General features: G+C 45.3%; 26 protein-coding genes and 1 tRNA gene. 17 read left to right on the forward strand and 10 right to left on the reverse strand.

Translation table 11 applies throughout. From position 1 onward, the window contains the following. Positions 1-4: 4 nt before the first annotated feature. The 3 genes from ABIN22_RS12075 to ABIN22_RS12085 are packed head-to-tail and all read right to left on the reverse strand — an operon-like array spanning position 5 to position 3309. Positions 5-1951, reverse strand: coding sequence for a V-type ATP synthase subunit I (locus ABIN22_RS12075; RefSeq protein WP_346908915.1), 1947 nt, complete (start codon positions 1949-1951; stop codon positions 5-7). After that, positions 1948-2994 (reverse strand): V0D/AC39 family V-type ATPase subunit, encoded by a 1047-nt coding sequence (locus tag ABIN22_RS12080; RefSeq protein WP_118621873.1) that lies wholly within the window; start codon positions 2992-2994, stop codon positions 1948-1950. The genes ABIN22_RS12075 and ABIN22_RS12080 overlap by 4 nt, the downstream gene beginning before the upstream one ends. A 3-nt stretch (positions 2995-2997) precedes the next feature. Then, entirely contained in the window at positions 2998-3309 is a 312-nt protein-coding gene (locus ABIN22_RS12085; RefSeq protein WP_109732839.1) for a hypothetical protein, read from the reverse strand. A gap of 329 nt (positions 3310-3638) precedes the next feature. Between ABIN22_RS12085 and trmB the strand changes: the two genes are divergently transcribed. The 3 genes from trmB to ABIN22_RS12100 all read left to right on the forward strand — a co-directional run bounded on the left by trmB (position 3639) and on the right by ABIN22_RS12100 (position 4929). After that, positions 3639-4289, forward strand: a complete 651-nt coding sequence (trmB, locus tag ABIN22_RS12090) for a tRNA (guanosine(46)-N7)-methyltransferase TrmB (RefSeq protein ID WP_109732840.1) — start codon at positions 3639-3641, stop codon at positions 4287-4289. A gap of 161 nt (positions 4290-4450) precedes the next feature. Continuing rightward, the gene (locus tag ABIN22_RS12095) at positions 4451-4591 is read left to right on the forward strand and encodes a hypothetical protein (RefSeq protein ID WP_181368798.1); all 141 of its coding nucleotides are present in this window, start codon (positions 4451-4453) and stop codon (positions 4589-4591) included. Between the two features lie 26 nt (positions 4592-4617). Continuing rightward, positions 4618-4929, forward strand: coding sequence for a thioredoxin family protein (locus tag ABIN22_RS12100; RefSeq protein ID WP_346908918.1), 312 nt, complete (start codon positions 4618-4620; stop codon positions 4927-4929). Between the two features lie 48 nt (positions 4930-4977). On the opposite strand, the gene ABIN22_RS12105 is transcribed toward ABIN22_RS12100, so the two are convergent. The 3 genes from ABIN22_RS12105 to ABIN22_RS12115 all read right to left on the reverse strand — a co-directional run bounded on the left by ABIN22_RS12105 (position 4978) and on the right by ABIN22_RS12115 (position 7152). Next, complete coding sequence (locus tag ABIN22_RS12105) at positions 4978-5547, reverse strand: DUF1062 domain-containing protein (protein ID WP_118621874.1); 570 nt, start codon at positions 5545-5547, stop codon at positions 4978-4980. Positions 5548-5786: 239 nt separating this feature from the next. Then, positions 5787-6062, reverse strand: a complete 276-nt coding sequence (locus ABIN22_RS12110; RefSeq protein WP_346908920.1) for a CD3324 family protein — start codon at positions 6060-6062, stop codon at positions 5787-5789. A gap of 370 nt (positions 6063-6432) precedes the next feature. Further along, on the reverse strand, positions 6433-7152 hold the full coding sequence (locus tag ABIN22_RS12115) for an L-2-amino-thiazoline-4-carboxylic acid hydrolase (protein WP_346908922.1): 720 nt from the start codon (positions 7150-7152) through the stop codon (positions 6433-6435). Positions 7153-7381: 229 nt separating this feature from the next. Between ABIN22_RS12115 and ABIN22_RS12120 the strand changes: the two genes are divergently transcribed. The 10 genes from ABIN22_RS12120 to ABIN22_RS12165 all read left to right on the forward strand — a co-directional run bounded on the left by ABIN22_RS12120 (position 7382) and on the right by ABIN22_RS12165 (position 17935). After that, a complete protein-coding gene (locus tag ABIN22_RS12120; RefSeq protein WP_181368799.1) occupies positions 7382-9127 on the forward strand; it encodes a sensor histidine kinase family protein in 1746 nt (581 codons plus the stop codon). Positions 9128-9174: 47 nt separating this feature from the next. Beyond that, positions 9175-10629: a response regulator transcription factor gene (locus tag ABIN22_RS12125; RefSeq protein ID WP_346908924.1), complete on the forward strand. Its 1455-nt coding sequence runs from the start codon at positions 9175-9177 to the stop codon at positions 10627-10629. 164 nt (positions 10630-10793) lie between these two features. After that, positions 10794-11870 (forward strand): ABC transporter substrate-binding protein, encoded by a 1077-nt coding sequence (locus ABIN22_RS12130; RefSeq protein ID WP_346908926.1) that lies wholly within the window; start codon positions 10794-10796, stop codon positions 11868-11870. A 46-nt stretch (positions 11871-11916) separates the two neighbouring features. Then, positions 11917-13005 carry an ABC transporter substrate-binding protein gene (locus ABIN22_RS12135; protein ID WP_346908928.1) on the forward strand — a complete coding sequence of 363 codons (1089 nt, stop codon included), beginning with the start codon at positions 11917-11919 and terminating at the stop codon, positions 13003-13005. 84 nt (positions 13006-13089) lie between these two features. Beyond that, entirely contained in the window at positions 13090-13857 is a 768-nt protein-coding gene (locus ABIN22_RS12140; protein ID WP_109732902.1) for an ABC transporter permease, read from the forward strand. Positions 13858-13860: 3 nt separating this feature from the next. Next, positions 13861-14640 (forward strand): ABC transporter permease, encoded by a 780-nt coding sequence (locus ABIN22_RS12145; protein ID WP_109732849.1) that lies wholly within the window; start codon positions 13861-13863, stop codon positions 14638-14640. Beyond that, complete coding sequence (locus ABIN22_RS12150) at positions 14613-15416, forward strand: ABC transporter ATP-binding protein (protein WP_109732850.1); 804 nt, start codon at positions 14613-14615, stop codon at positions 15414-15416. The genes ABIN22_RS12145 and ABIN22_RS12150 overlap by 28 nt, the downstream gene beginning before the upstream one ends. 1 nt (position 15417) lies before the next feature. Further along, positions 15418-16164: an ABC transporter ATP-binding protein gene (locus ABIN22_RS12155; RefSeq protein ID WP_109732851.1), complete on the forward strand. Its 747-nt coding sequence runs from the start codon at positions 15418-15420 to the stop codon at positions 16162-16164. A gap of 1 nt (position 16165) precedes the next feature. Continuing rightward, on the forward strand, positions 16166-17626 hold the full coding sequence (locus ABIN22_RS12160; protein ID WP_346908932.1) for a sulfatase family protein: 1461 nt from the start codon (positions 16166-16168) through the stop codon (positions 17624-17626). A gap of 236 nt (positions 17627-17862) precedes the next feature. Beyond that, a tRNA-Lys gene (locus tag ABIN22_RS12165) sits at positions 17863-17935 on the forward strand. A gap of 159 nt (positions 17936-18094) precedes the next feature. On the opposite strand, the gene glgB is transcribed toward ABIN22_RS12165, so the two are convergent. After that, entirely contained in the window at positions 18095-19885 is a 1791-nt protein-coding gene (gene glgB / locus ABIN22_RS12170; RefSeq protein ID WP_346908934.1) for a 1,4-alpha-glucan branching protein GlgB, read from the reverse strand. A gap of 169 nt (positions 19886-20054) precedes the next feature. Between glgB and ABIN22_RS12175 the strand changes: the two genes are divergently transcribed. After that, positions 20055-20582 (forward strand): TetR/AcrR family transcriptional regulator, encoded by a 528-nt coding sequence (locus tag ABIN22_RS12175; RefSeq protein WP_109732854.1) that lies wholly within the window; start codon positions 20055-20057, stop codon positions 20580-20582. A gap of 36 nt (positions 20583-20618) precedes the next feature. Here the strand turns inward: ABIN22_RS12175 and ABIN22_RS12180 are convergent, their stop codons facing one another. Beyond that, positions 20619-22574: a glycoside hydrolase family 31 protein gene (locus tag ABIN22_RS12180; protein ID WP_118622250.1), complete on the reverse strand. Its 1956-nt coding sequence runs from the start codon at positions 22572-22574 to the stop codon at positions 20619-20621. A 184-nt stretch (positions 22575-22758) separates the two neighbouring features. Between ABIN22_RS12180 and ABIN22_RS12185 the strand changes: the two genes are divergently transcribed. From ABIN22_RS12185 to ABIN22_RS12195, 3 genes are all read left to right on the forward strand, one after another. Beyond that, positions 22759-23652 carry a helix-turn-helix transcriptional regulator gene (locus tag ABIN22_RS12185; RefSeq protein ID WP_346908936.1) on the forward strand — a complete coding sequence of 298 codons (894 nt, stop codon included), beginning with the start codon at positions 22759-22761 and terminating at the stop codon, positions 23650-23652. A gap of 151 nt (positions 23653-23803) precedes the next feature. Next, positions 23804-24187, forward strand: coding sequence for a DUF3796 domain-containing protein (locus ABIN22_RS12190; protein WP_118622254.1), 384 nt, complete (start codon positions 23804-23806; stop codon positions 24185-24187). A 1-nt stretch (position 24188) separates the two neighbouring features. Next, the gene (locus ABIN22_RS12195; RefSeq protein WP_109732858.1) at positions 24189-24389 is read left to right on the forward strand and encodes a helix-turn-helix transcriptional regulator; all 201 of its coding nucleotides are present in this window, start codon (positions 24189-24191) and stop codon (positions 24387-24389) included. 78 nt (positions 24390-24467) lie between these two features. Here the strand turns inward: ABIN22_RS12195 and ABIN22_RS12200 are convergent, their stop codons facing one another. Continuing rightward, positions 24468-25055, reverse strand: coding sequence for a zf-HC2 domain-containing protein (locus tag ABIN22_RS12200; RefSeq protein ID WP_346908939.1), 588 nt, complete (start codon positions 25053-25055; stop codon positions 24468-24470). Continuing rightward, positions 25045-25533, reverse strand: a complete 489-nt coding sequence (locus ABIN22_RS12205; protein WP_118622258.1) for an RNA polymerase sigma factor — start codon at positions 25531-25533, stop codon at positions 25045-25047. Before ABIN22_RS12205 ends, ABIN22_RS12200 begins: the two co-directional genes overlap by 11 nt. Positions 25534-25550 lie beyond the last annotated feature (17 nt).

The following is a 25550-nucleotide window of genomic DNA, read 5'->3' on the forward strand; positions in this document are numbered from 1 at the left end:
CTCCCTACTTTTTCTTAGATTTTTTCGATTTTTTTGTATATGGATCAAAAGCTCTTCCGCTTCCTTTATAAAAACGGCTGAACATCTCATAATATTCCAGACGAAGTACCTGGATACCTACGATCAGCCCTTCAAAACCGCATACAAACAAGTTCCCGAGTACAATGACCACCCAGTTCGGTGACCCGCTCTCCGCACCTGCCAGAATCAGGACAACTTCCATGATTGCTGCATGGCTGACTGCAAATGCGCCGATACGCACAAATGACAGCGTGTTGGAAAAATAGCTGAGCAGTGTTTCAAATAGTTCGAAGAAGCCCTGTACAAAGAACATACCTGCGCTTTCTTCCATCTGGTCAGCACGTTTCTGGATCTTTCTTGTGATAGGTTCCTTTAATAAAATTAACAAAAGCGGTATACCAAACATGACTGCCATGACAATTCCGCCCGGTGTCTTATGTCCTGTCATGAATAATACGATCGTTACAGCGACAGATGCATAAAAAACGAGTCCGGCAACGCCGTTTGCATCAAACCAGATATTCTCCATATCATGGCTCCTGACTGCGTTGACAATGTGAAGAACCATAGCCACGAGTATGACAGCCATACCAAATGCGACCGCCACGATAAATACGGTGTTCAGCTTACCGATAAACGGCAGTGTGGTCATATGGTCGATGGGCCTCAGCCAGAGTGGCTTTATAACGTCTTCGAATCCGAATATACTGCCGAACATGAAACCGAAAATTGTGGAAAATATACCGGCTGTGGAAATAATTCCCGCCAGCGGTGCCTTTTTAAAGTAGTAGATCAGGCCTCCCCCGATTAACAGAAGAAGTCCCTGTCCCACATCCCCGAACATGACTCCGAATATGAATGAGTAGGTCAGGCCTACAAACACAGTCGGGTCAAATTCATCATGGGAGGGCAGCCCGTACATCTGGACAAACATCTCGAAGGGCTTGAAGATCTTCGGGTTCTCCAGTTTGGTCGGCGGTTCACCGAAATAAGTATCATGGTCATCCTCGACAACAACGAAAACCTTGTCATCATCTTTGATCTCATGCAGAAACTTTTCAATATCATCTTCTGCCATCCAGCCGCAGAGGATGTAATAATCTTCCTTCTTATCCTCCATGCGTGCCGCCATCTTGCGGACATCAAAGTTATTCGCCAGCTCTTCCAGACGGTTTCTTGCAGCAATCAGCTGCGGTGCACGCCCGGAAAGCATTTCACCGGCCTGTTTGTCCAGTTCTTCGATTTCCTGGTTTGTGTTGTAAATGGCTTTTACAATCCTGCGGTATTCCTCCGCGGGCGTATCCTGAAATTCCTCCGGGAGTTCTATTTTTTCAAAGTGCAGGGACCGGAACACGGCATCCACCTTCTGGGCCTCTCCGGGGGATACAAAGTAAGCACCGTATACATAGCTTTCATCACGCTCACCTTCCACGAAGATAGCGCCGAGATCGTCCATCAGATATTTGTCCATCTTATGATAAAATTCTATGGCGATTCTCCCGAAACGGTATGTGATGTATTTGTAATTCAAAATCTGGCTCAATTCACAGTCCAGAGGCCTGAAAGGCGCTATAATCTGCTGTTTCTTACGAAGATCATCGATCTTGCGTTTTAGTTTATCCTTCTTGTCCTGAAGTTCCATGTAGTCATGGTTGGCTGTTCTTACAACTTCGAACATATCGTCCAGCCCAAGGGAAACGTCCGGTTCGACTTCGTCTGCATTCTGCAGGTATCCTACGAACTGGATTGCTTTATTGAGTGCATCCCGGTATGGGTTGATTTCAACAAATGGCCTTAGATTGTCTACGGTCTTCAGCTCGGATAATGCAGATTCCAGCTGGATTTCATATCGCGACAGGTACAGGTCCGTAACACGGTCTATGTCACCTCTGGGGCCGGAGATGTTGATGAATTTCATTTTAACTATCATTGAGTTCTACCTCCAACGTATGCCAGCGTCTCACCTGGTGTAAGGCCGTAACGGATACACTCTATGGCGGTCGTCAGCTTTTTAAGCTCTTCTTCTTTCAGGAATAAATACGTATTAATCGTGGCGATGGAGTAAGGATTGCGCCTCCTGTCCACGGTGTAGAGATGATAAAGGCATTCCGCATACATCTGTTCAATCGTCAGGTTCTGGCCAAAATCGTAGTGGCGGGAATAGGATGTCTTGCGCATGGCGCTGTAAAATTCTTCCTTATTAGAAGACTCAACCATTTCCTTGACCAGATCCGTGGAAATCTTGTAATGGATCGGAACCAGAAGGGAATAAATGTCAGCAGGTGCCATATCGTAATATCTCTTTGCACGGTAGATCCATTGAAGATTCAGCATGTCGATCTTGGCGCCGCAATCACGGGTGAAAATCTCCAGCTCTTTCTTTTTTAGAACCTTTTTTCTCTCTTTCCATACGGTAGAAAAATAATATAAGTCAAGTGTCAGGTCATAATCAAACAATGTGATTGACTGGGTGTCCCGCAGCTTTTTCAGCGGTTCATAATATTCCGTGCCCTTCAGATTCTCGACCAGTTCATCCGTCGTCCGGGAAGTGATCAGCTTCTCAATGGATATCTGGGAATAACGGTCAAAGAATGGTTTCTTGTAATTCAAGTCGAACGGCTCGGCGTAGTGGTTGATAACGATACGAAAACAGTAGTTGATCAGGTCTACTTCGTAACGCTTTAAATATAATTGCAGGAACTTGCGCTGTTCCAGACTGCAGAAGCGGTATATCTTGGTGTAGTCCTGATAAAGTGACTGGATCAGGATTTTCTCAATGTCACCGCGGTGGAGCCTGGCCTCGTCAATCTCATCCAGAACATCTGTGTAAGAAGAATTCTCCATCAAGTAGGAGACAACTTCCGGCACGTTGTGGAGATTTGCAATCTCTTCAAACTGTTCCGGCTTCAAAAGCCTTGCTTCCATAGCCCGGACTTTCGTCACAATCCCGCTGTAAACAAGTAGATTCCCCATAGGCTATACCTCTGTTATCCGTTTTAAAATATTTTGTGCGTATTGTGTATGCTTTTCCTCATACTCTCTTAGCAATGCCTCGATGGAGTCACTGTTAGCCCCTGTCTGGCTGTCTAAAAGTCTGGTAGTGCTGCTTTCCAGCTCATCCCGTATCTTTCCGATGCGTTCTTGAGTCTTTGCCTCCAGATCCTCGTCGAACCTGCGCCGCGCGGCATCATATTCCTTGTCCAGAACAGATTTCTGCGCTTCGGCATGGCTCACGATAGCGGCGGCGGCAGATTCTATTTCCGATAATTTCCTTACAATAGAGTCCATGTTAAGCCTCCTGTTAATCATTGATAGTAGTTGTATTTATAATACACCTTTTCAAAAAAAAAGCAAGTTACGAACCGTTTAGGGACGTAATATTTCTCAGGTATACTACGTCCCAAATTAAGTTAGATGGTGTCCCAAATTGAATTAAGTGGTGTCCCAAAATGTATTTTGCCCTGTACCTTATGTTATGGTATTATAATTTGTAGAAAAATATTTCAAGTTTTACACAATAAGAGGATTGATTTTTAGCTGTTCTGTATTATACTTACCATAAATGGAAATAAAAAACGTTATTTATGGGAAGTAAGTGAAAAAGGAGTATATAGATTATGAGATTGAGAAATATACCGCGTGCGGAAGGCACGCTTCAGGCACATCCGGCAGTAATCAAACGTCCGGAGGCACAGAAAGGCTGTTGGAGGCAGGTTTTTGGCAATAAAAATCCAATACATATAGAAATTGGAATGGGAAAAGGCCGTTTCCTGCTGAATATGGCAGTAAAATATCCTGAGATTAATTTTATCGGGATTGAGAGATATTCCAGTGTATTACTCCGGGCTGTGGAAAAGTTTGATACCGAGGAGTTTAATATGCTGAAAAATGTACGGCTTGTCTGCATGGATGCAAAGGATGTCGAAGAAGTTTTTGCACAAAACGAAGTGGAAAAAATATATCTGAATTTTTCTGATCCCTGGCCTAAAGCAAGGCATGCGAAAAGACGCCTGACTTCAACAGAATTTTTGACAAGGTATGAGAAGATTCTTGCAAAGGGTGGAAAAATCGAGTTTAAGACGGATAATACAGAATTATTTAAATTTTCGATGGAACAGGTAAGGGAAGCAGGGTGGATTCTTGAGAATTATACATATGACCTGCACCATCATGAAATAATGAATGCGGGAAATGTAATGACAGAATACGAAGAGAAATTCTCAGCAAAGGGAAATCCGATTAATAAACTGGTAGCAGTGAGAAAATAAGAGCACAAACAGGCAGAAACATTACAATTAGGTACACCACAAAAGTTAATTAGGGACGTAGTAAACCTTTAAAATATTACGTCCCCATTCACAGTTTTTTCATATTTTGCATATTATATCCATGAGGAGATATAGCCTTACACGGGCAGTTGGAGGTATGTATGAGAGGCAGAGGCTGGAAGGATTTTGTTTGTCATAAGATGTACTGCAGGCCGGACCTGAACCGCAAGCTGATGTGTCTGAAGCGTTCGCTTGACGAGGTGTGTGAGATACTGAACAGCGGGAGCTGCCGTGGTAAATAGAATATAGAGAAACGTAGGTGTTTGCTATGAAAATCAAAGTAACTGCGAAAAATTACCCACAGGAGGTACTTCGGTCAGGGATGCCTGTGTTAGTTGAATTCTTTGCTGTTTGGTGCGGGAAATGTGCAATGATGGCTGATATTGTGGATGAACTTGCATCTGAATATGCAGGCAGGGTCAAGGTGTGTCAGATTGATATTGAGGAATGTGAAATCCTGTCATCGGAATTTGATGTTGAGGTGGTGCCGACCTTTGTTCTTTTTAAAGGTGGCAGGCCGGTTTCAGCGGCCAGCGGGGTGCTGAATAAGGAAGTTCTGATAGATATGATCGAGTCATGATATGGAGCGGCGGTATGCTTTCCGGGACAGGAGGTATACCGCCGGTTTCTATTTATAGGGAGTGGACATATCTATGTACAGAGTAATTTCCTGATTTAGCCTGCATTTCTTTAGTCCTTTTAAAGAAATATTTTGTATTCTGCCGTCAGTTATTAGTTTTTCGAGTTCCCGTGAGGAGAGTCCAAGCTTTTCCCGAAGGATCTGGGATACTTTCACGGGAAGAGAATACTGGCTTGTGATCTGAAGTTCAACGGTTGTGCCGGAATCGGGATGGGGGCCAAGGATTTGATAATCGGGAAGTACGATTTCTGCGCCGTTAGTCTGGAGAAGCCAGGTGGAGAAAGCATATTGAAGGGCAAGGCTTCCATCGTTGCTGTAAAATTGTTCCAGCAGGCGGTTGTCGATGCTTTCGGGTTTGATTCTGGAATAGAGGGGCAGGTTCCAGGTTGTCCGGCAGTTTTTGCATTTATAGATCAGCCAGATGTCCAGATATTTGCCTTGGGCATTTACCCGGAACCTGCCAGAGCTTGCATGCTCTGTTTTTTTCTGGCATTTTTTGCAGTATTTAAGTGCCAGAGGAGGGGTGCTGTACTGCACCTCCCATACTATTTTTTGCATTTCTTTCGAGTCCTTTCCTGTTAATTTAGAACAAGAAAGTAATAACAGGTGGATTTTTTTCGGATTTTCTCATGATCTGGTCTCCTTTCTTACGATTGCAGGTTTTCCTGCTGTAAAAAGTGTAGCATGACAGGCAGGTAAAACCTACCTAATAGATTTTTTATACTTTACTTTGCGGCGGGGCATAAAAAAGGAGACCAAACGGATGCCGGTTATGGCATGGGTTTAGTCTCCTTATATCATTTCTTTTTCTTTTCCTGGCCAATGATCCGCTGGATGCTCTTGAAAGACAGAAAGTATTTTTCTGCAAGGCGGTCCATGCTTTCTCCTTTTAAGTAGTCGGCATAGATTTGTTCATTCCTGAGTCTGAGTTCCTGGCGGGTTGAAGTTCCTTCACCCCAGGACTTTTTATTTGCCGCAGCCTTGGGGATGTAGATCAGCTCGCCGTCTATATATTCCTGTATCTTTTCCAGTAAATCACGGGGCAGGATATGGTTTGCTTTCTGATAGCTCATGTTGCTCTCCTAGTTCGTTCTTAATGAAACATAGCGTTTAATTAAGTTGAAATTGTTTCAGGATCAGCAAGGGCTATTTTTGTAAATCTGAACATTCATACCCTGGCTAAAGCGTCAGTGCTTCTGCCCGCTCAGGGTATCTGTGATAAAAATTCATTTCACCGCAATAGCCTCTGCTATGCAGTCATAAAGATAGGATTAAGCATAAGTCTCAAAGGTCCTCCTTATTTTTTTGCGTGACGGAGAATCAGTAATTCCCCTGACTTGATGAAAGTATATCATGACTCCGTCAGTTATGCACCTTAAATTCTTTTTATAAACAAAGTTAAGGCTTCAAAATAAAGTGAAGCATCGATGGTGCTCCTGCAGTTTAAAGGTATTCCTGCATGGAGTGTTCTTCATAAACCTGGTCGAGTACCTCAAGATATTCCGCCCCGAATATGCGGACATATTCTTTTACAGCGCACTTCACCGCATTTCTGCCAGCATCGCCAAGCTCTTTTTCCAGCATTTTACTGATGGTATATAAAATATGTGCGGTATGATATGTAAAGTCCTTCATACAGGAAGTGCCAAGCTCTGTCTTTTTCTTTGCCAGCAGTTGGTTTTCCTCCTCTGTCAGCGGGTGCCCCCAGTCAAATTCACACCGTTCACCGCCCCAGCTTAATGGTGTGGATAATTGTGTGCATATGAAGTCACTTCGAAACCCTTGATAGACGGCGTTATCCACATTCAGGCAGTAATATTTTCCGTATTCGGACAGACCGTGTTTCTTCCAGGCGTCACACCACGCACATCTTGAGACATAGGTTCTCAGGGTGGGGGTTATACATAATTGTCCGGCGTCCATCTGTCCTTCATAATCAGGATGCCACTCCCCGTAAGCCTGGCTGGTCATTGTGGTCAGGTCGTCCCCGTGTTTTAAGGCATTTTGCGCCATACGTGCGCCGCGTTCGTTTCCATATCTTGTCATGCCTTTGAGAATCGCATCTTTTCCCTTTTCGCCGTTTTCTTTAATGGCGTATTTGGCTAAAAGGCCGAAAAGGGTGGCGTGATGTTCGATTTTACAAGCTGGCTGTGTTGGTGACATGGCAGATTCCTCCTTTAAACTGGTGTTAGATAATATTCTTATGAAGTCAGTATATCAATTTATCATGAAAAAGGGTAGCATTCTGAAAATTTAACTTTAACATTAGATAATCGTAAATAGATAAAATATTGCGCTTCCTTTTTAAGTTTCAGTTGCTTATTTTAAAATTGCAGATAGAATAAAACTATAGTGTATTTGATAGTTATTTTATCCGATGGGAGAAGTTAATATGAGAAAACACCGCCGCCCCTTAAAACTGAAGACAATTCTGATTATTTTATCTGCAAGTATTATTATCTGTACGCTGGGTATCAGCGGGATTATTTCTTTCCAGATGTTTGAGAGACTGATGGTACAGAAAATTTCTAATTCCAGAGTGGATGTACTGACCCAGATTTCTGAGAAGGTTTCGGCAATTAAATCTAACGCAGAGATGTTATCGAACCTGTATTTTTATAATGAAAATCTGACAGATCTCTACCACGAGGGAAGCTATACCAGGGAGGAGCAGGAAAAGATACTGGAGAATTTCAAAAATATAGAAAGTTTATCAGGAATGACCCAGGCTGCGACAGGGCTTGATTTTTACTATTCTTTTCTCATGGAAAACGGGTATACCTACAGTACGGGTCCGGCGAAAAATGCACAGTCACTGGCAGATTACAGGAATAAGCTGTGGTTTCTCGATGTGCTGGAAGAGAAAGAAAAATGGATTTCTACATATGAGGACAGTCAGGGGAAGAGTATCGTTTCGATTGCACGGACGATGACGGATGAAAACGGGGATTTTATCGGATTGTTCCTTTTTAATATATACGAGAAGAATTTCAGCCAGGTGTTTGAGTCACTGTCTGATAAAAACGATATCTACATTGTGGACAATATTGGGAATATCGTATCGCACAGGAATAAAGAACTGATAGGAATTCGTTTTTACGATATGGATGTCATGAATGAGATGTTCCGGGAGCAGAATTATAATATCATCGAGAAAAGTCAGAAGAAATATCTGTTTTCCATCTATAAAAATCAGGAGCTGAACTGGATTCTGGTGGAGGAGATTCCGCTCGAACTACTTCTGGGAGACGTGAAATCCATACAGAGGAGGATGGTGATGATTGGGCTGATCATTTTCTCGGTCAGTATGCTGGTCTGCTTCTACATTTCCCACAGGACAACAAGGCCGCTCGGGGAGCTGGTGCATGAACTGGAGAAGGTGGGGAAATCTGAAAAAAATGACCAGAAATTCGAGGCCGCGGGGTGGCGTGAGATTAACACGATCTGCGAGGAATGCAATTATATGAACCAGAGGATCAGGAGTCTTGTGACCGCGATTAAAGATTCGGAGAAAAAGAAGCGGGCCGCGGAGATGGGATTTATGCAGTCACAGATGAGTCCGCATTTCCTCTATAATACTCTGTTTTCCATCCGCTGTCTTGTGGATATGGGGAATAAACAGGGGGCGATCGGGATCATTGATGCGTTCACTTCGATTTTGAAATATATTTTGTCATATAAGAGTGAATTTGTGGATGTGTCGCAGGAGATCAAGTTTCTGGAGGATTATTCAATCCTGCAGAAATACCGGTACGGAGATCAGTTTTCACTCGAAATTATATGTCCGCAGGAACTGTATCAGAAAAAGGTACTCAGAATGATTCTGGAACCTCTTGTCGAGAATTCGCTTTTCCACGGTCTGGATGATGAGGTGGATGCGATCCACGTAACGGTCAGTTTTCAGGTGTGCGATGGCGATATGCTGATTACGGTAACGGATGACGGCGTAGGATTTACGGATGAGAATTACATGGAACTGAGCAGGAAAATCCGTTCTAAGGAGCAGTCGAACATGATCGGGATGAATAATATCCGGGAGCGGATTAAGATGAACTTCGGAAAAAAATACGGCTTAAGCATTGATACAAATTATGAGGATGGCGCCCGGATTATCGTTAAGATTCCGGTGCTGGAATAGGTCAGGGGTGTAAGGACCGGTTTTACATAAGCATGGAGGGTAAAAGAATGAGAATATTGATTGTGGATGATGAACTTCCAATCCGTGAATGGCTGAAGATGTCCATATCAGCACTGGAAGGAAATACAAATGAGGTATGTACTGCGCCAAATGGCAAGGATGCGTGGGAGATGTTTTCAAAGGAGCCGTTCGACATGGTTGTAACGGACATTAAAATGCCAAAAATGGGAGGGCTTGAGCTTCTGCAGAAGATCAAGGATTCATGCGGGGAGACATATGTCGTGATGCTGACTTCATATAGTGAGTTTGAATATGCCAGAGAGGCGATTAAATATCAGGCGAATGAGTATGTGTTAAAAAATGAGATTACGGCAGAAGTGCTCGGGCAGATCATGGAAAATTATCACGAAAGTAAAAAGAGCCGCAAAGAGGTGGAAAAACCCCAGTACATCAAGGACCTGCTTACGAACCCTCATCTGACAGAAACATTTCCGGTGAAAAAGAAAGAGGGAGAGCACATCTTTGCGGCTGCTTTTGCAGAGAAGGAATCGGACAAGGCGGTATTTGAAAGCTTTCTGAATGCATTTGTGCTGAGAATCGAGCCTTGTTTTTATGAGAAAGATATTTCGGTCTGGGTATGCAGCTATAAAAACAGCTATTCTACGGGGGCATGTTTTGGTGAGGCGATGGCATTTTGTAAGAATCTGGCGCTTCTGAAAGAAACGGGGGTCGGGTTTTCCGGTTTTACGGAAGAAATCCCGGAGGCATGCCGGCGTGCGAGGATGGCACTGAACCTCGGATTCTATGAGAACCGCCAGGGTGTATTTTTGTACAAGGAAGAGAATCAGGAGGCCGGTCTTCAGAAGATAAAGGGCATTCGGAAAAATGTAATATCGATGATCCGCAAAGACCGTCAGGAGGAGGCAAAGGGATATATTGCAGACCTGTACAAAGAGCTTACGAAGGCACAGGTCCTGGATCTGGATCAGGTGCGGGGATGCTTCACAGATATGGTGGATGCATACAAAGTGTCGAAGATGGAGTTCGCCGGCCGCGGGCTGGAGGAACTATGCAGAAAGACCAGGGATGGAATTGAAGGCGCCGGGAGTCTGGAGCAGCTCAGGAAAGAAATGGATACCTTCCTGCGGGAACTGAAAGGCACAATGGTAGTCGGCGAGAAAGCATACTCCGAATACGTGAAATCAGCGATTGCTTATACTGTGGACAATTACGCTTTCATCGAATCACTGACAGAAGTCGCTGATTACGTGAATATCAATGCAGACTATTTCTGCAGGCTGTTCAAGGCCGAAACAGGGTCTACCTATAATAGTTATCTGACAAACTGCCGGATTCAAAAAGCTGTGGAACTACTCACCAACACCGATCTGAAGGTATATGAAGTAGCTGAGAAGGTCGGGTACTCCAACTTGTCCTACTTTTCGAGGGTATTCAAAAAGGTAATGGGTGTGAATCCGTTCTTTTACCAAAAGAAGCGGTAAAGGGGTCAGACCCCTTTGCAGAATCCCGACAAAAAGTCGTTTTTGTGTTAATAACCAAGAAGCATTTCTTTTAAGAAGTCAGAAAAGTGCAAGATGCTTACAGTTCTGTGTGTTGGATTTTTCTGCAGATCCGGTAAGATATTATTAGAGACAGGGAGATAGAGATGAAGAGAAAAGTACTGTTATTGGGTTCTGTCATTTTAGCGATCGGAATTTTTGCATGTGGCAGGAATGTGACGGATGATGTGGACCGGCAGGGCCGGCCGGCGGATAAAGAAGAGCTGGCTGAGCTTCGGGTTGCGGTACAGCAGTATTACATCAGTTCACCTGTCGGCTATATTATGGAGCATGGTCTGGACGAGGAATTTGGTTTGAAGCTGGTTCCGGTGGAATATCCGTCTGGGGCGGAGCAGATCGTGGATATTGAAAAGGATAAGTATGATGTTGCCACGACAGGCGCGGCGTTTCTGTACCCTCTGGTGGAGAACAAGGGTGTTGTGATCGGGGAACATATCCGGTCCACGGGCGGGGATGCGGTTTATGCAAGAAACAGCAGCCGGATACTGGACGTGAAAGGCTTTAACCCGACTTATCCGCAGGTATACGGGGACCTCGATACGGTGAAGGGATGCCGGATTCTGATGAAGAGCAACACGACCCAGCAGTATCTGGGGATGAAATGGCTGGAATCGATCGGAGTCAAGAAGGGCTCTGTAAAACTTGCTTACGGGGACTTTCAGGATACCTACAACAGGTTTCTGGATGGTGAGGGCGATGCGGTTGTGCTCAGCGCACCTTATTCTTATATGGCCCTGAAGGAAGGGTTTAAGAAGGTGGCCGACACCGAGTCACTGCATACGGAAATATATGAGGTAATTCTGGCGACTAAAAAGGCGCATGAGGAAAAACGAGAATCTCTGGTACGTTTTATGGAATGTCTTTTATATGCAAATGAGATACTGGAAGCTGACTCCAGAGAGAAGGCTGCCTCCGGTGAAAGCTGGTATCTGAAACAGGGACAGTCGGTTTCTAAGGATATTCTGGAGATGGAATGTAAGGACAAGATTTTAGTGACAAGGAAAAATTACGACATAGAGAAGTTTGGCGATTTTGAAATAAAATATGCGGAGTATATGGCGGCGATCGGAAATATACCGCCTCTCGGACTTCCAAATGTAGATAAAAATGTAGACCGGGAGCTGTTCCGGGAGGCATTTGAGACGCAGAACAGAGGGAATTAAACAAGAATTGTCTTGTTTAAAATAAAAGGAATAAAGGAGAAAGGTTATGAAGAAAAGAGTATTGGCGGGATTTTTGGCAATGACTTTGGCACTCTCATGTCTGGTTGGCTGCCAGTCGGGAGGAAAAACGGAAGAAAAACAGGGGAAAACAGAGGCTTCGGATGCGAAAGAGGATACGGATTCCGGAGAACTCCCGGTGGTCCGGGTGGCGGTTATGCCGTTTTATATTTCTTCACAGATCGGCTACATCATCGATAACAAGCTGGATGAGGCAAACGGATTTAAGATTGAACCTGTCATGTTCCCGACAGGGGCGCCAATGAACGAAGCGATCGCATCCGATTCCTATGATGTGGCAACAATCGGTGGAGCGTTTGTATTTGGAGTTGCCAATTTTGACGCTCATGTTATCGCGAGCCATATCAACGGGACCGGCGGCAATGAAATCTGGGCCTACAAAGATTCTGCACTCGCAGGTGTGAAGGGGACTAACCCGGACTACCCGGATGTACTCGGATCACCGGATACAGTCAAAGGAGTGAAGATCGTACAGACAACCGGAACGACCGGACAGCTCGCCGTGACAAAATGGCTGGAGGCCATCGGCGTGCCGGAGACAGACGTACAGATGGTACATATGGAATTTGCACAGTGCTATCAGGCTTTCAAGGGCGGACAGGCCGATGTGGCGGCGCTCACCTCACCTTATTGTTTCCAGACAGACGATACGATGGTAAAAGTGGCGGACCTCGACCAGTTAGGGCTGCAGCTTTATGAGGAAATCACTTTAACAGACAAGGCATATAACAATGAAGAGATTAAGGCTGTTATCCCGGCATTTTTAAAGACACTCTATGAAGTAAACGACGAACTGGAGGCAAACCCGGACAAGAAGTTCGAGGCTGTTAAGAAATGGTACAACGACAACGGCGGGTCTGCTACAGATGAAGATATCCAGGCAGAATGCGACTTAAAGCCGTTTGTGACAACAGAAGATGCAAAAGCATTAAAACTGGGCGATTATGAGGCAGCTTACGCCGAATTCATGGTATCTCAGGATAAACTCGACGGCGATAAAGTAGAAACTGTAAAAAATAACACAACTTCAGAATTTCTTGATGAAGCTTTGAAATAAAGAGACAGGATGCCGGGCATGTGAATGGTCATTTACCCGGCATCCTCCTGTAACAGACATAAAAGAAATGAAAGGCTGGATAAAATGAAGAAGAACAAAAAATATATGGTCATTTCCGCAATTTCCATGATATGCTTTTTTGTCCTGTGGGAGCTGGTGACAGACGTATTCCATTTATTTCCGGTGTACTCCATGCCGAGTCCCATCAAGACATTTCAGGCATTTTTTATCAAACTGGTAAACCCGTCCCCGGACGGCTCTGTCTTACTGGTCCATGTTGCGGCAAGTCTGCAGGTGGCCCTGACCGGCTATGTGCTCGGTGCAATCGTGGGAATCCCGCTTGGAATTCTGATGGCCTGGTATAAGCCCGTGGATCTGTTTGTAAAACCTATTTTCGACCTTATAAGGCCGATCCCCCCGATTGGCTGGGTTCCGATTATGATCCTCCTGCTGGGCATTGACCTTAAATCGAAAGCAATGGTTATCTTCGTGTCCGCAGTCATTCCCTGCATTATCAATTCCTATTCAGGCATTAAGCAGACGAGTGAAGTACATATCAATGTGGGAAAAACCTTTGGGCTGACAAAATTTGAAATCCTCCGGAAGATAGCTATCCCGACGGCACTGCCCATGATCTTTACGGGCCTGCGGGTTTCTCTCGGGGTTGCATGGATGACGCTGGTAGCTGCCGAACTCGTGGCGGCTACGAAAGGACTTGGATACATGCTGCAGATTGCAAGGACGATCGGCCGCCCGGACATCATTGTGATGGGGATGCTTGTCATTGCCGGAGTCGGTGCAATTCTGACAGGAACGTTGGAATTTCTGGAAAAGAAATTCGTGAGGAGGTAGAAGATGAAGACAAAGGAAAAAAGCCTTGCCGTGGGTATTGGGGCGGCGGCGATTTTAAGCGTGTTTTTAATATGGTACTTTGCGGCCTCCTATACAAAGGTGTCGCTGTTCTTTCCGACTCCCCAGAAAGTCTTTTCCAGATTCGCCGAGTCACTGTCAGTCCCGATTGGGAAGTATACGCTCCAGATGCATGTACTGTATAGTCTGAAGCGCGTATTTGTGGGGTTCGGTCTGTCCTCTGTAACAGGAATTATCCTGGGGGTTGCAATGGGATACTCCAAAACAGTCAATGCAATCGTCAGGCCCATTTTCAATATTATCCGCCCGATCCCGGGACTGGCGTGGATACCGCTGGCAATCCTCTGGTTTGGAATCGGCGAGACGACAAAATATTTTATCATCTTTATGGGTGGTTTTGCTAATATTGTGCTGAACTCTTATGACGGCACAAACAAAGTCGATCAGACACTGGTCGGGGCGGCAGAACTTCTGGGCGCGAATAAGTTCCAGATTTTTGTGAACATCATCCTCCCGAGCGCCACACCATACATATTCGCAGGGCTGCAGGTTTCCCTGTCCACATCCTGGATGGCAGTTCTGGCGGCGGAGATGATCAGCTCCTATGAGGGGGCAGGATGGATTATCAATATGGGAATGAACACAGGGGATACCGTTTTGATTCTGGTCGGCATGATTTCCATAGCAATCATCGGGTTCGCACTAGCTAATATTATGAGAGTTTTAGAAAGGAGATTATGTTCATGGACGGTAAGGGGAAAGTAACAGTCAGATGTAAGGATCTCTGTAAAACTTTTTATGCAAAAAATAGAAAACAGGATGAAGTGAATGAGGTTATCCGGAATCTAAACCTTGAAGTAAAGGAAAACGAGTTTCTGGTCCTGTTCGGGCCGGGACAGTGCGGGAAGACAACCATCCTGAACCTGCTGGCGGGCCTTGTAGATGCAACCGGAGGGGAGATAGAGGTGAATGGGAAAAAGGTGGACGGGCCGAGCTGTGACCGCGGGATGGTCTATCAGACAACTGCACTGTTCCCGTGGATGAGCGTTATGAAGAATGTATCTTTCGGACCAAGGATGCAGGGGGTTAAGAAGGAAGAGTGGAAAAAAAGAGCCCAGTACTATATTGACTTAGTCGGCCTGACCGGGTTCGAGGACAGCTATCCGGTCAAGCTCTCAGGCGGCATGCAGCAGCGGGTGGGGATTGCCCGTGCCTACTGCAACAACCCGGATGTGATATTCATGGACGAGCCGTTCGGCCATCTGGATGCACAGACCAGGTATCTGATGGAGGAAGAGATTGAGAAAATCTGCTCCAAAGAAAAACGTACAGTCGTATTTGTGACGAACAATGTGGAAGAGGCAATTTATCTGGCGGACAGGATCGTTGTGCTCACAGAAATGCCTGCTTCGGTTAAGAAAGAATACATCATCGGCCTGCCGAGGCCGAGAGACTATACAAGCGAGGCATTTCTGGCACTGCGCGAAGAGATTACACAGTGCGTGGAGGGGAATGTGGCCGAAGAGGAGGTGCAGGGTTAAAATGGATGAGAAAAGGGTGAAAGTGGAAGTAAAGGAACTGACCAAGGCATTCGGCGACCTGCTGGTACTGGACAACATTTCCTTTGATGTATACGACGGAGAATTCCTGTGTATCGTAGGGCCTACCGGGTGCGGAAAAACAACGTTTCTGAACTCCCTGACAAAGGTTTATGACATCAATAAAGGCAGTATTCAGGTAGACGGCGAGGATATCCATCCGAAGAAACATAATCTGGCATATATTTTTCAGGAGTATTCTACAATGGAGTGGCTCAATATTCAGGAAAATGTGGAATTCGGGCTGAAAGCCAAGAAGTTCCCGCCGGATAAGCTAAAGGAACGCTCTGATTATGTAATCCGGATGGTAGGGCTTGACAAATACCGGAATTATTATCCCAGCCAGCTGTCGGCGAGTATGCTCCAGAGGGTGGTTATCGCGAGAGCATTTGCCATAGAGCCGGATTTACTCCTGATGGATGAGCCATATGGGCAGCTTGATCTGACACTAAAGTATAAATTGGAGGATGAATTGCTGAAAATGTGGAAGGAAATCAGAACAACGGTCCTGTTCATCACACATAATATAGAGGAAGCTGTTTATCTGTCTGACAGGATTATCGTCCTGACAAATAAACCAACTCATATCAAAACGGAAATCATTAACGATCTCCCCCGTCCGAGAAAGGTATCTGATCCGGAATTTGTAGCACTTCGTAATCAAGTAACGGACCTGATAAAATGGTGGTAGCATGGAAAAGTATAATTTAATTATCATAACCCCGGACCAGATGCGCGCCGATTATCTGGGATGCTACGGGCACAGTACAATAGGCACAAAACATATCGATGCCCTGGCACAGAACGGCGTCCGGTTTAAAAATATGTACTGTGCGGCTCCGCTTTGCGGACCGAGCAGATGCAGTTTCGCGACAAGCACGTATTTTTCAGAGCATAATCACAGAAATTACTGGTCCACGATCTCCCCGTCCGTGCCGAATATCGTCACATCACTGAAACAGGCCGGGTACAGAACAGGGATGTTTGGGAAAAACCATTTATTCACATACTCGGAACTGCCAAAGCTCTGGGACAGTCTGGACGAAGTCTGTCTGGGCAATTACGATGGACATCCCAAATATGAACATTCTTATTCCTCTTTTACTCTGGAAAAAGACCATCCTTTCAACATTACCCACAAACTGACGACAGAAGCAATTCAGTTTGTGGAAAACTCCGGGGAGGAACCGTACTTTCTGTGGATAAATTATCAGGACCCCCACCCGGCGTTCTGCTGTCCGGGTCCATATGATACCATGTTCGATCCTTCAGAAATCGATGTGCCGGAGAGCTTCTATGCTTATGACAGTAAAAGCCAGCCGGTAAAAAATGAGGTGTTCCGTGTGCACTCGGAGATGGATCAGTGCACGGAAGATGACCTGAAAAAGGCAATCGCACATTATATGGGACAGATCAGGTATGTGGATGACAATGTGGGAAGACTTTGCGATGCACTAAAAGAAAACGGTCAGGATAAAAAGACAGTGATTCTGTTTTTTTCTGATCATGGAGAACTGCTGGGAGACTACAGGATGACCCACAAAAATCCGACATTCTATGAATGTCTTTCCCATATTCCGGCCATCCTTGTCCATCCGGACGGACGATGGAAAAATACCGTGTTCAGTGGGCTGACTGAGGAAGTAGATATGGTTCCTACCCTGCTTGAAATACTGGGCGTACAGATTCCCCCGACAATGGTGGGCAGATCCTGGGTACAGGCTCTGGACGCAGGCGATGATACCGGCAGGGACACCATTCTCTGCGAGGCAGGAGGCGGATGCCCGACCTGTCAGGAACCAATCGAGGGCTTCACCATAACGGCGCCCCATGCCCCAACCTCGTTCGGACCGGGAGCGATGATCAGGAAGGGAAACCTGAAACTTTCTGTTTATGCAGATGACCTCGGTGAACTGTACGATCTTGAGAAAGATCCGCACGAACTCCATAATCTTTACCATGACGATTCTTACCGGGCCGTCAGGGATGAAATGACACTGCTTTTGCTGAAACGCGTCATGAGCGTAAAAGTCAGAGACATCCATAAACTGGACTGGGACTATCCGCAGTATCCATATGATGTCAGGTTCGAACCACTCGAATCATTCGGGGCCGTGCTGGAAGACATCCGGGCAAGCGGTGATTATTCCTGATAGATAATATTGAAATGCTGGTGTGCGGACATCACTTCGGAAGAAGGAAGAGAGACATATAAAAGTACATAATCCGGGATGTTTCCTGTCGCCGGATAGCGGACCAAGTGATATTATATAAAAAAATTTAGAAAAAAATAAAAAAATGTTAAAAAAGGGGTTGCATTTTTATTTTTTATCATATATAATATCACTTGCGTCACAGTTAAAGGATGCAGACAAAAATTAAGAAATATGCGCGATTAGCTCAGTTGGTAGAGCACCTGACTCTTAATCAGGGTGTCCAGGGTTCGAACCCCTGATCGCGCACTTGAAGCACTGTTTTCGCGGAGTCCAGAGCCGCGGGGATGGTGTTTTTTTCGGTCAAAATGCGAAAAATAAAAATCAGAATAAAAATGTATGGAAAAGGCAGATGCAGTAGAGCACCCGCCTTTTTCTTCTTTCCTATATAAAATTATGCTGAAAAACTTATTTTAAATCTAGCAGTTTTCCAGAAAATGCAGGCATTTTCAGAACAGCCTTTCCGTTTTTGATCTTCCAGCTTTGGCCTTTTTTATAAGAAGTTTCTCCGCCATAGCAGTCCATATCGCTTGCGATCAGCAGTTTCAGTTCGTGTCCTTCCCCAACTGGTAATTCATAATCTTCGATATCTTCCCCGGAGAAATTGAATACTGCGGCGGTTTTTTCTTTTCCGTCGGAGCGCATGAAGGCATAGATGGCCTTTTCCTCCTGATGGCAGTCGAGCCACTGGAAGCCGGACCTGTCAAAGTCAAGAGCGGACAGGGACGGATGCTCCAGATAAAGCTTGTTGAGTGACTGGATGTAATGGTGGAAGGCATCATGAAGGGGATACTTGAGGATATCCCAGTCCAGTTCCCGTTTTTCATCCCACTCTCGGAACATGGCCAGTTCGGTTCCCATGAAGTTCAGTTTCTTTCCGGGATGCGTCATCATATAGAGGTACAGGGCCCGTGCCTGCGGGAATTTCCCGTCGTATTCACCGAACATTTTTTGGATGATGGTTGCCTTCCCGTGGACAACTTCATCGTGTGAAAACGGCAGCAGGAAATGTTCGTCATAATAATACTGCATGGAAAAGGTTAGTTTGTGATAGTCCCTGCCGCGGTAGAGCGGATCTGTGCGGAAATATTCCAGTGTATCGTTCATCCACCCCATGTCCCATTTGTAATCAAACCCAAGACCGCCTTCTTCCGTCTTTTTTGTAACTCCTGCGTAAGCGCTGGAATCTTCTGCGGCCAGAATGACAGTCGGGTAAGTTTCCTTGATATAGCGATTCATGTTTTTCAGAAATTCGGTGGCATTTACGTTGATTCCCCGCTGGGGGTCGCCCTGCCAGTAAATGATATTGTTGATGGCATCCATGCGCAGTCCGTCGAAATGATATTCTGCAAGCCAGTAATTTGCGTTGGACTGCAGGAAACTCTGGACCTCACCTCTGGAATGGTTGAAGTTTTTGCTTCCCCAGGAGCTGACACTGACGTCGCTGTTCGGGTACTCATAAAGCTGTGTTCCGTCGAAATCAGCAAGGGCGTAGTTATCGACTGCAAAATGGACCGGAACGAAGTCCAGTATGACACCGATATCATTTAAATGACATTGATCAATAAAGTATTTCAGGTCGTTTACCGTTCCGTATCTGGAGGTGGGACTGAAATAGCCGGTGCCCTGATAGCCCCAGGAATCGTCCGAGGGGTGCTCGCTGACGGGAAGGACTTCGACATAGTTGTAACCGTATTCTTTGAGATAAGGAATGAGCAGGTCAGCCGTTTCGGCATAAGTATACCAGCCATTTTCGTCATTTTTATTCATTTTCCAGGAACCGAGGTGCATTTCATAAATATTGAGGGGACTGTTCTTGCAGTCGGTTCTTTTTTTCATCCATTTTTCATCGTGGAAGGTATAACTGTTCAGGTCACGCACAACGGAAGCGCTCTGCGGGCGGAGTTCCATTCCGTAGCCGTATGGGTCGCAGTGGTCTGTGCAGCTGCCGTCGTTTTTATAGATTCTGTACTTATACAGCATACCGTCTTTCATGTTGTCGAGCGTAATCTGCCAGAACTGGCCGTTATAAATCTTTTCCATCGGCGTTTCAGTCCAGCCATTGAACTCCCCGATCAAACCTACCTTTTGGGCCGCAGGGGCAAAGACAGTAAATACAGCTTTGTTTCCGGTGAGCCGGCATCCGAGGAATTTATAGGCATCAAATATTTTTCCCGTATAAAATCCGTAATAATCCATTCTTATCCTCCCGTACTTGTTTTTTTACTATAATAGTTTAATTGACTACCGTCGCTTTTCTTAGTACTATTATCATTATAAAGGATCTAGAGATGGAATCAATCGACAATTTTTGAAAGGAGTATGTTATTCAACGCTTTCGGGATATTGTTGAATAACTGTGGAGTCTATGGACTTAAGAGTGAAGAAGACAAGAAACAGCATTATCAATGCATTTATTGAACTGCGCTCAAAAAAGGAGCTGGAACGGATTACGATAAAAGAGCTGGCAGAGCTGGCCTGTATAAACAAAGCCACCTTCTACCAGCATTATAAGGACATCTATGATTTATCGGAAAAATTAGAGCTGGAAGTGCTCACTTCGGCAATCCAGGATATGAACCATCCAGAAAATCTTATCTCAGACCCGCGGGAGGGTGTCATGGAAATTGCAAATGCCATTCTTTCCCGGCGCCCGATGCTCGACATCCTGTATTCCGGCACGAGAAGGCCGCTGCTTGTGGACCGTCTGGAACAGCTTCTGAAAGAAGTGATATACAGTAACTGTCCGGAATATCAGGGCGATCTGGAAAAGGACCTGCTGTTTACCGTCCTGATTCAGGGCACGTTCCGTGCCTTCGAACAGCATATGAACGATGAAAACGAGAAAGTATTGGAGATACTCGCAAACATCAGCGAAAATATGCTGCGGAGTTGAATTTTAAGAATATTCTGAAAACGGACTGCAAAGGGGTCAGACCCCTTTGCAGATTCCATCGTCTTCATAAAGTGCATATTCGCCGTCAGGATATCCGATTGTTTGTTTTGTGCCCATATCGATTTTTTCTACGCATTCTGCTGCATCGACTATTGGTATGTTTTTTCCGCTGCGGATGAATAAGGAAACTTCGTTTAGTGCGATTTCTACATAATGGTGGCCCTTTGGCAGTTCTTTCTCGGAGATGTTTCCGTCCGGAAGGAATTTTATGAACTTCATGTTTTCCGGGAGGTAGACGTATCTTCCGGCGGCATTCTGGGTGTAGACGGGGGCGATCATGATTTCGTTTCCGATCATGAGCTGGTCCTCGACCTGTTTTGCCATTGCATCTTCCGGGTATTCGAATGCGAGCGGCTTAAAATACATATCGTCGTTTAAGGCGGCCTTCATGTATTCGCTGTAAAGGTATGGCAGCAGGCGGTAGCGGACGGAGATTACATGCCGGAAATCTTCGATGTTTTCAAACTGGTAGCATTCCTGCTCTCTTGTCCCGAGTGCGGCGTGGTTGCGCATGAGCGGTGTGAATACGCCGAGCGCCAGCCAGCGAAGGACTAAGTCTCTTGTCGTATCGGAACCGAAACCGCCTAAGTCAGCCCCTGTATAGAGGAAACCGCACATGTTGAGGGACGGCATCATTTTCAGGTTCAGAAGGATGTGTGACCACCAGGACTGGTTGTCGCCGGTCCAGATTCCGCCGTAACGGTGCATTCCTATGTAGGAGGAGCGGGAGAACATCAGGATTCTCTTGTCAGGAACGATTTTTTCAAACGCTTCTGATGCCGCGCGGGTCATGTTGAAGCCGTACAGGTTGTGGACCTTGTCATGGCGGATTTTCTTTCCGTTAACCTCATGGTAGAAACGTTTGTAATCGTCCGGATTATTGGCGAGGCCGATCACCTTGTCATTGAGGAGGAAGCCCGGTACTTCATCCTCTTTTTCAAGCAGGTCTTTAAAATAGCTCTTCAGGTCATCGACTCCTTCGGGAGTGCAGAAGATTGCCGGTTCATTCATATCGTTCCAGAATCCGTCGATTCCCTGGGAGATCAGTCTTTCATACTTGCTTCCGAACCATGCGCGGGCATCAGGATTCAGGACATCCGGAAAATGTGTCCAGCCCGGCCATACTGCGGCTACAAATTCACTTCCGTCTTCCCGTTTGCAGAAGTAACCTTTTTCTTTTCCTTCCTCATAAATATCGTATCCTTCCTCAATCTTGACACCTGCGTCAATGATAGGGATCAGATGGATATTCTCCGCCTTCATTTCATCTACAAATCCTTTAAAGTCAGGGAAGTTTTCCTTGTTTACAGTAAAATCTTTGTAATTGTCCATGTAGTCGATGTCCATATACAGCATATCAATTGGGATGTGGTTTTCGCGGTATCCCTTTACTACATTTTTAAAATCTTCTTCGGTTGTATATCCCCAGCGGCTTTGTCCGAATCCGAATGCAAACTTTGGCGGGATATAGCTCTGGCCGATGATTTTACGGAACTGTTTTACAATATCATAGGCGTTGTCACCATCGATGACATACAGGTCAAGGTCCGCATCTTCGCAGCTGATTTCCAGCCGGTTCTGCCTTGTATAGCCGATGTCAAACCGCATTGCGCCGGGGTAGTCGAGAAAAAGACCGAAGGTTTCCTGTCCGGAAACGATGATGAAATTGTGTGCGCCGTATAAGGAATTCTTGTTTTCGGTGTGATTTGGGTCGTCGCTGCAATTGCTGATATAGAGAAAACCTCTCTTGTTAATGCCTCTGTTGGCCTCGCCCAGACCATACACGATGTCTTCCTCCTCCATTTCGCAGGTGAAATGAAAACCGTTATTTAAGGAAATGCTGCCGTGTTTCGGGGAGCCTGAAGCGGGTTCTAAGGCTTCGGTAACTGCCCCGGTTTCAAATGGACTTCCATATACATACTTCTGAATCATTTTCGTGACCTCCTGATATACAATCTGTATTACTGTTTACAGGCACGCCTGTAACACTTTTTTATCAGTATAAGAAAAAAAGATTGAAATATCTTGCATTATTACTTAAAATAATAACACAATATTGAGGTTGTGGAAAATCTGCGTATGTTTCTTAAATGCGTGCAGAGACGGGAGGATTTATATGAATAAGGATCATTCTCTGGAAGAAGATGTCAGGCACGGCACACAGGAGCGGCCATTGACGGCCATGCATTTTACCACCGGGCCGGGAACGATTTACCCGGAACATTTTTATGTAGAGAGACACTGGCATCATAATGTTGAGATCTTAAAGGCTATAAAAGGAAGTTTTTTAGTCGAGCTGAACCTTGAAAATTTTGTTTTGCAAGAGGGGGAGATAGGTTTTATAAACAGTGGAGAGCTCCATCAGATAGAGGGAACCGGACAGGATACCGTGCATGACGTTCTTATTTTTAACCCTCATATACTGGAATTTACTTATCAGGATGAATTTCAGAAAGAGTTTGCGGCACCGCTGCTCGCACATGTTTCTTCGCTTCCGAGGGTGATTGGGCCGCGGGATGGGATATACAGGAAGATATCGGAATTGTTTGATCAGGCGGCGAAGTGTGGACTGGAAGAAAATGAGGGGTGGTATTTCCGGGCAAAGCTCTTTTTGCTTGAAATGATGTATGAACTGGACAGGAACCGCAGGATGGTGGCGGCAGCGAGTGTTCTGAATGCATCGGAGAAGGAGCGGATTGACCGGTATAAAAAGATTGTTTCCTATGTGGAGAAGCATTATATGGAGAAGATTACTCTGGAACAGCTGGCCGGGGAGGCGCAGTGCAACCCGCAGTACCTCTGCCATTTCTTTAAGGAGATAGCAAATATTTCGCCTGTTCAGTATCTCATCGGATACCGCATAGAAAAGGCAAAGGAGATGCTCGAGGATACGACCAAAACAGTGCTGGAGGTGAGCCTGGACTGCGGATTTGAAAATGTGAGTTATTTCATCCGGCAGTTTAAGCGGGCGGCAGGAATTACTCCGCGGGAGTACCGGAAACAGCTGTAGAAAATAAAAGATAAGAGTTTGTGATTTGCTATTGACTTTTACTTTCTTATGTTATATATTTATAACAACAAATGTGATATATTTATAACACAAAGGCGCTGCAAAGAGAGCACAGTAAGATGCGGCAGGCCTGTCAGGAGGAGGGATTAGTATGGCAAAAGCGAAAAAACATAATCCACTGTCTTATTTAGGATGGCTTGGGCTGGTCGGTGTAGTGGGGATCAATACAGGAGACTGGCTGCTGCAGCTGTTTCTGATTTATTTCTTTTTCTTCATTTACACGAATATGCCAGCTGATGAGTTGTTTTGGATGAATGTAAGAAAAGCGGGGTTCAGGGCGTTTATTTTTGAAGTGGCAGCCAATAGTCTTATATTGGTTATCGTTGCGGTTCTCGAACATATAAAGTATATTTCGGCTGACATGGTTACGCTGGTTATGAGGCTGTATCTCATCAGTTTTGTGGCAGCGATGGCAATTTTCATTGTTATGCTCTGGCAGATCAACCGGCAGGAAAGAAAATATATGGAGGAGTAGGATGCTAAAGACAAAGATAAAAGAATACCGGCTGGCATTCGACTTAAGCCAGACAGATCTGGCGGAACGGGTGGGGGTCAGACGCGAGACGATCGGGCATTTGGAAAACGGACGTTATAATCCGTCATTGAAGCTGGCGATGGATATTGCCCGGATCTTTCAGGTTACAGTAGAAGAACTGTTTGAATTCGAGGATGAGTGAAACTGACTGAAACAACGAATATTTTCTCCATGAAACAGAAGCGCCCTGTATCAAGCGGTACGGGCGCTCTGTTTGTGGTTATTTGTTTTTTTCCTGAATTAGTTCTCCGTTTTCGAAGTACAGGATTTTGTTTTTAAACTCGAGTGTCCATTTGCACGGGGAATCTTTCGTCCCGAGTTCATCTTCCCATCCCATGCTGTCACTCTCATTGTTCAAAATCCGTGTAGCTGCCAGTACTTTAAAGTAAGTACCGTTACGATTTGTTTCACCGGAAAAGACTATTTCGTGTCCCGGTTTTATGGTCATCTGGAGATAGGCCTTGTTTTCTCTTGTGCCGTAGCTTAATGTTATATCCTCATATTTTACTTCACCGTAGGTACGGGGAAGCAGTACGAAAATAGCAAGCAGCAGTACTGCGGCGGCGCCCGCGCAGGCGGCTGTGATTCTGTGTTTCCTTTTTTTCTTTATCTTCTTTATCAGGCCGGCATCTTCGATTTCCTCTTCCGATACGGCTTTAGCTTCAGGAATTTCGCCCTTCATTTCCAGATAGTAGATTCTGCATTCTTTACAACTTTTCAGATGTTTTTCGATTTCCCTGTTACTTTCTTCGCTTGTCAGACCGTCGATATACAGCGGGAGCAGGTCCCGGATCAGTTCACATTTCATAATGGCTCTCCTTTCTGATTTTCTGTTTGCCCCGGTAAAATGTTACACGTGCCCAGTTTTCGTCTCTGCCCAGAATTTCCCCGATTTCCTTAAAACTGAAATTCCCGTTTAGCCTTAAATACATGACTTCTCTCATCGGCTCTTCGAGGGCGTGAAGCAGCTTGTACAATTGAATCGTATCCATTTTCTGAATTGCGGCTGATTCCGGTGGCTGCTTTGGAGAGGGGATATCTTCTGTTAGTTCCGTGAGGTTTTCTCTCCCTCTTTGCTTCAATTCTCTGCACCACAGATGCTTCGCGATCTGGCATAGCCAGACATAAAGCTTACAGTCCCCGCGGAAACTTTCTATGGACTTCACGGCCTGGAAGAAGGTTTCCTGTGTCAGTTCTTCTGTCAGCTGGGTGTCATGGCAAAGGCTAAACAGATATTTATATACCTGAGGCATATATTTCTTATAAATCTGTTCCATGTCTTTCATGTCCTACCTCCTTGCCT

The sequence above is a fragment of the Faecalicatena orotica genome (genome assembly GCF_905197545.1).
GTDB lineage: Bacteria > Bacillota > Clostridia > Lachnospirales > Lachnospiraceae > Faecalicatena_A > Faecalicatena_A orotica.

Coding starts and splice junctions, on each gene's coding strand:
- ABIN22_RS12145 (WP_109732849.1), top strand. CDS start 13,861: ATGAAGACAAAGGAAAAAAGCCTTGCCGTGGGTATTGGGGCGGCGGCG.
- ABIN22_RS12110 (WP_346908920.1), bottom strand. CDS start 6,062: ATGAGCTATCAGAAAGCAAACCATATCCTGCCCCGTGATTTACTGGAA.
- ABIN22_RS12140 (WP_109732902.1), top strand. CDS start 13,090: ATGAAGAAGAACAAAAAATATATGGTCATTTCCGCAATTTCCATGATA.
- trmB (WP_109732840.1), top strand. CDS start 3,639: ATGAGATTGAGAAATATACCGCGTGCGGAAGGCACGCTTCAGGCACAT.
- ABIN22_RS12080 (WP_118621873.1), bottom strand. CDS start 2,994: ATGGGGAATCTACTTGTTTACAGCGGGATTGTGACGAAAGTCCGGGCT.
- glgB (WP_346908934.1), bottom strand. CDS start 19,885: ATGGATTATTACGGATTTTATACGGGAAAAATATTTGATGCCTATAAA.
- ABIN22_RS12095 (WP_181368798.1), top strand. CDS start 4,451: ATGAGAGGCAGAGGCTGGAAGGATTTTGTTTGTCATAAGATGTACTGC.
- ABIN22_RS12175 (WP_109732854.1), top strand. CDS start 20,055: ATGGACTTAAGAGTGAAGAAGACAAGAAACAGCATTATCAATGCATTT.
- ABIN22_RS12135 (WP_346908928.1), top strand. CDS start 11,917: ATGAAGAAAAGAGTATTGGCGGGATTTTTGGCAATGACTTTGGCACTC.
- ABIN22_RS12125 (WP_346908924.1), top strand. CDS start 9,175: ATGAGAATATTGATTGTGGATGATGAACTTCCAATCCGTGAATGGCTG.
- ABIN22_RS12180 (WP_118622250.1), bottom strand. CDS start 22,574: ATGATTCAGAAGTATGTATATGGAAGTCCATTTGAAACCGGGGCAGTT.
- ABIN22_RS12155 (WP_109732851.1), top strand. CDS start 15,418: ATGGATGAGAAAAGGGTGAAAGTGGAAGTAAAGGAACTGACCAAGGCA.
- ABIN22_RS12195 (WP_109732858.1), top strand. CDS start 24,189: ATGCTAAAGACAAAGATAAAAGAATACCGGCTGGCATTCGACTTAAGC.
- ABIN22_RS12185 (WP_346908936.1), top strand. CDS start 22,759: ATGAATAAGGATCATTCTCTGGAAGAAGATGTCAGGCACGGCACACAG.
- ABIN22_RS12105 (WP_118621874.1), bottom strand. CDS start 5,547: ATGCAAAAAATAGTATGGGAGGTGCAGTACAGCACCCCTCCTCTGGCA.
- ABIN22_RS12205 (WP_118622258.1), bottom strand. CDS start 25,533: ATGAAAGACATGGAACAGATTTATAAGAAATATATGCCTCAGGTATAT.
- ABIN22_RS12120 (WP_181368799.1), top strand. CDS start 7,382: ATGAGAAAACACCGCCGCCCCTTAAAACTGAAGACAATTCTGATTATT.
- ABIN22_RS12115 (WP_346908922.1), bottom strand. CDS start 7,152: ATGTCACCAACACAGCCAGCTTGTAAAATCGAACATCACGCCACCCTT.
- ABIN22_RS12100 (WP_346908918.1), top strand. CDS start 4,618: ATGAAAATCAAAGTAACTGCGAAAAATTACCCACAGGAGGTACTTCGG.
- ABIN22_RS12075 (WP_346908915.1), bottom strand. CDS start 1,951: ATGATAGTTAAAATGAAATTCATCAACATCTCCGGCCCCAGAGGTGAC.
- ABIN22_RS12200 (WP_346908939.1), bottom strand. CDS start 25,055: ATGAAATGTGAACTGATCCGGGACCTGCTCCCGCTGTATATCGACGGT.
- ABIN22_RS12160 (WP_346908932.1), top strand. CDS start 16,166: ATGGAAAAGTATAATTTAATTATCATAACCCCGGACCAGATGCGCGCC.
- ABIN22_RS12150 (WP_109732850.1), top strand. CDS start 14,613: ATGTTCATGGACGGTAAGGGGAAAGTAACAGTCAGATGTAAGGATCTC.
- ABIN22_RS12130 (WP_346908926.1), top strand. CDS start 10,794: ATGAAGAGAAAAGTACTGTTATTGGGTTCTGTCATTTTAGCGATCGGA.
- ABIN22_RS12190 (WP_118622254.1), top strand. CDS start 23,804: ATGGCAAAAGCGAAAAAACATAATCCACTGTCTTATTTAGGATGGCTT.
- ABIN22_RS12085 (WP_109732839.1), bottom strand. CDS start 3,309: ATGGACTCTATTGTAAGGAAATTATCGGAAATAGAATCTGCCGCCGCC.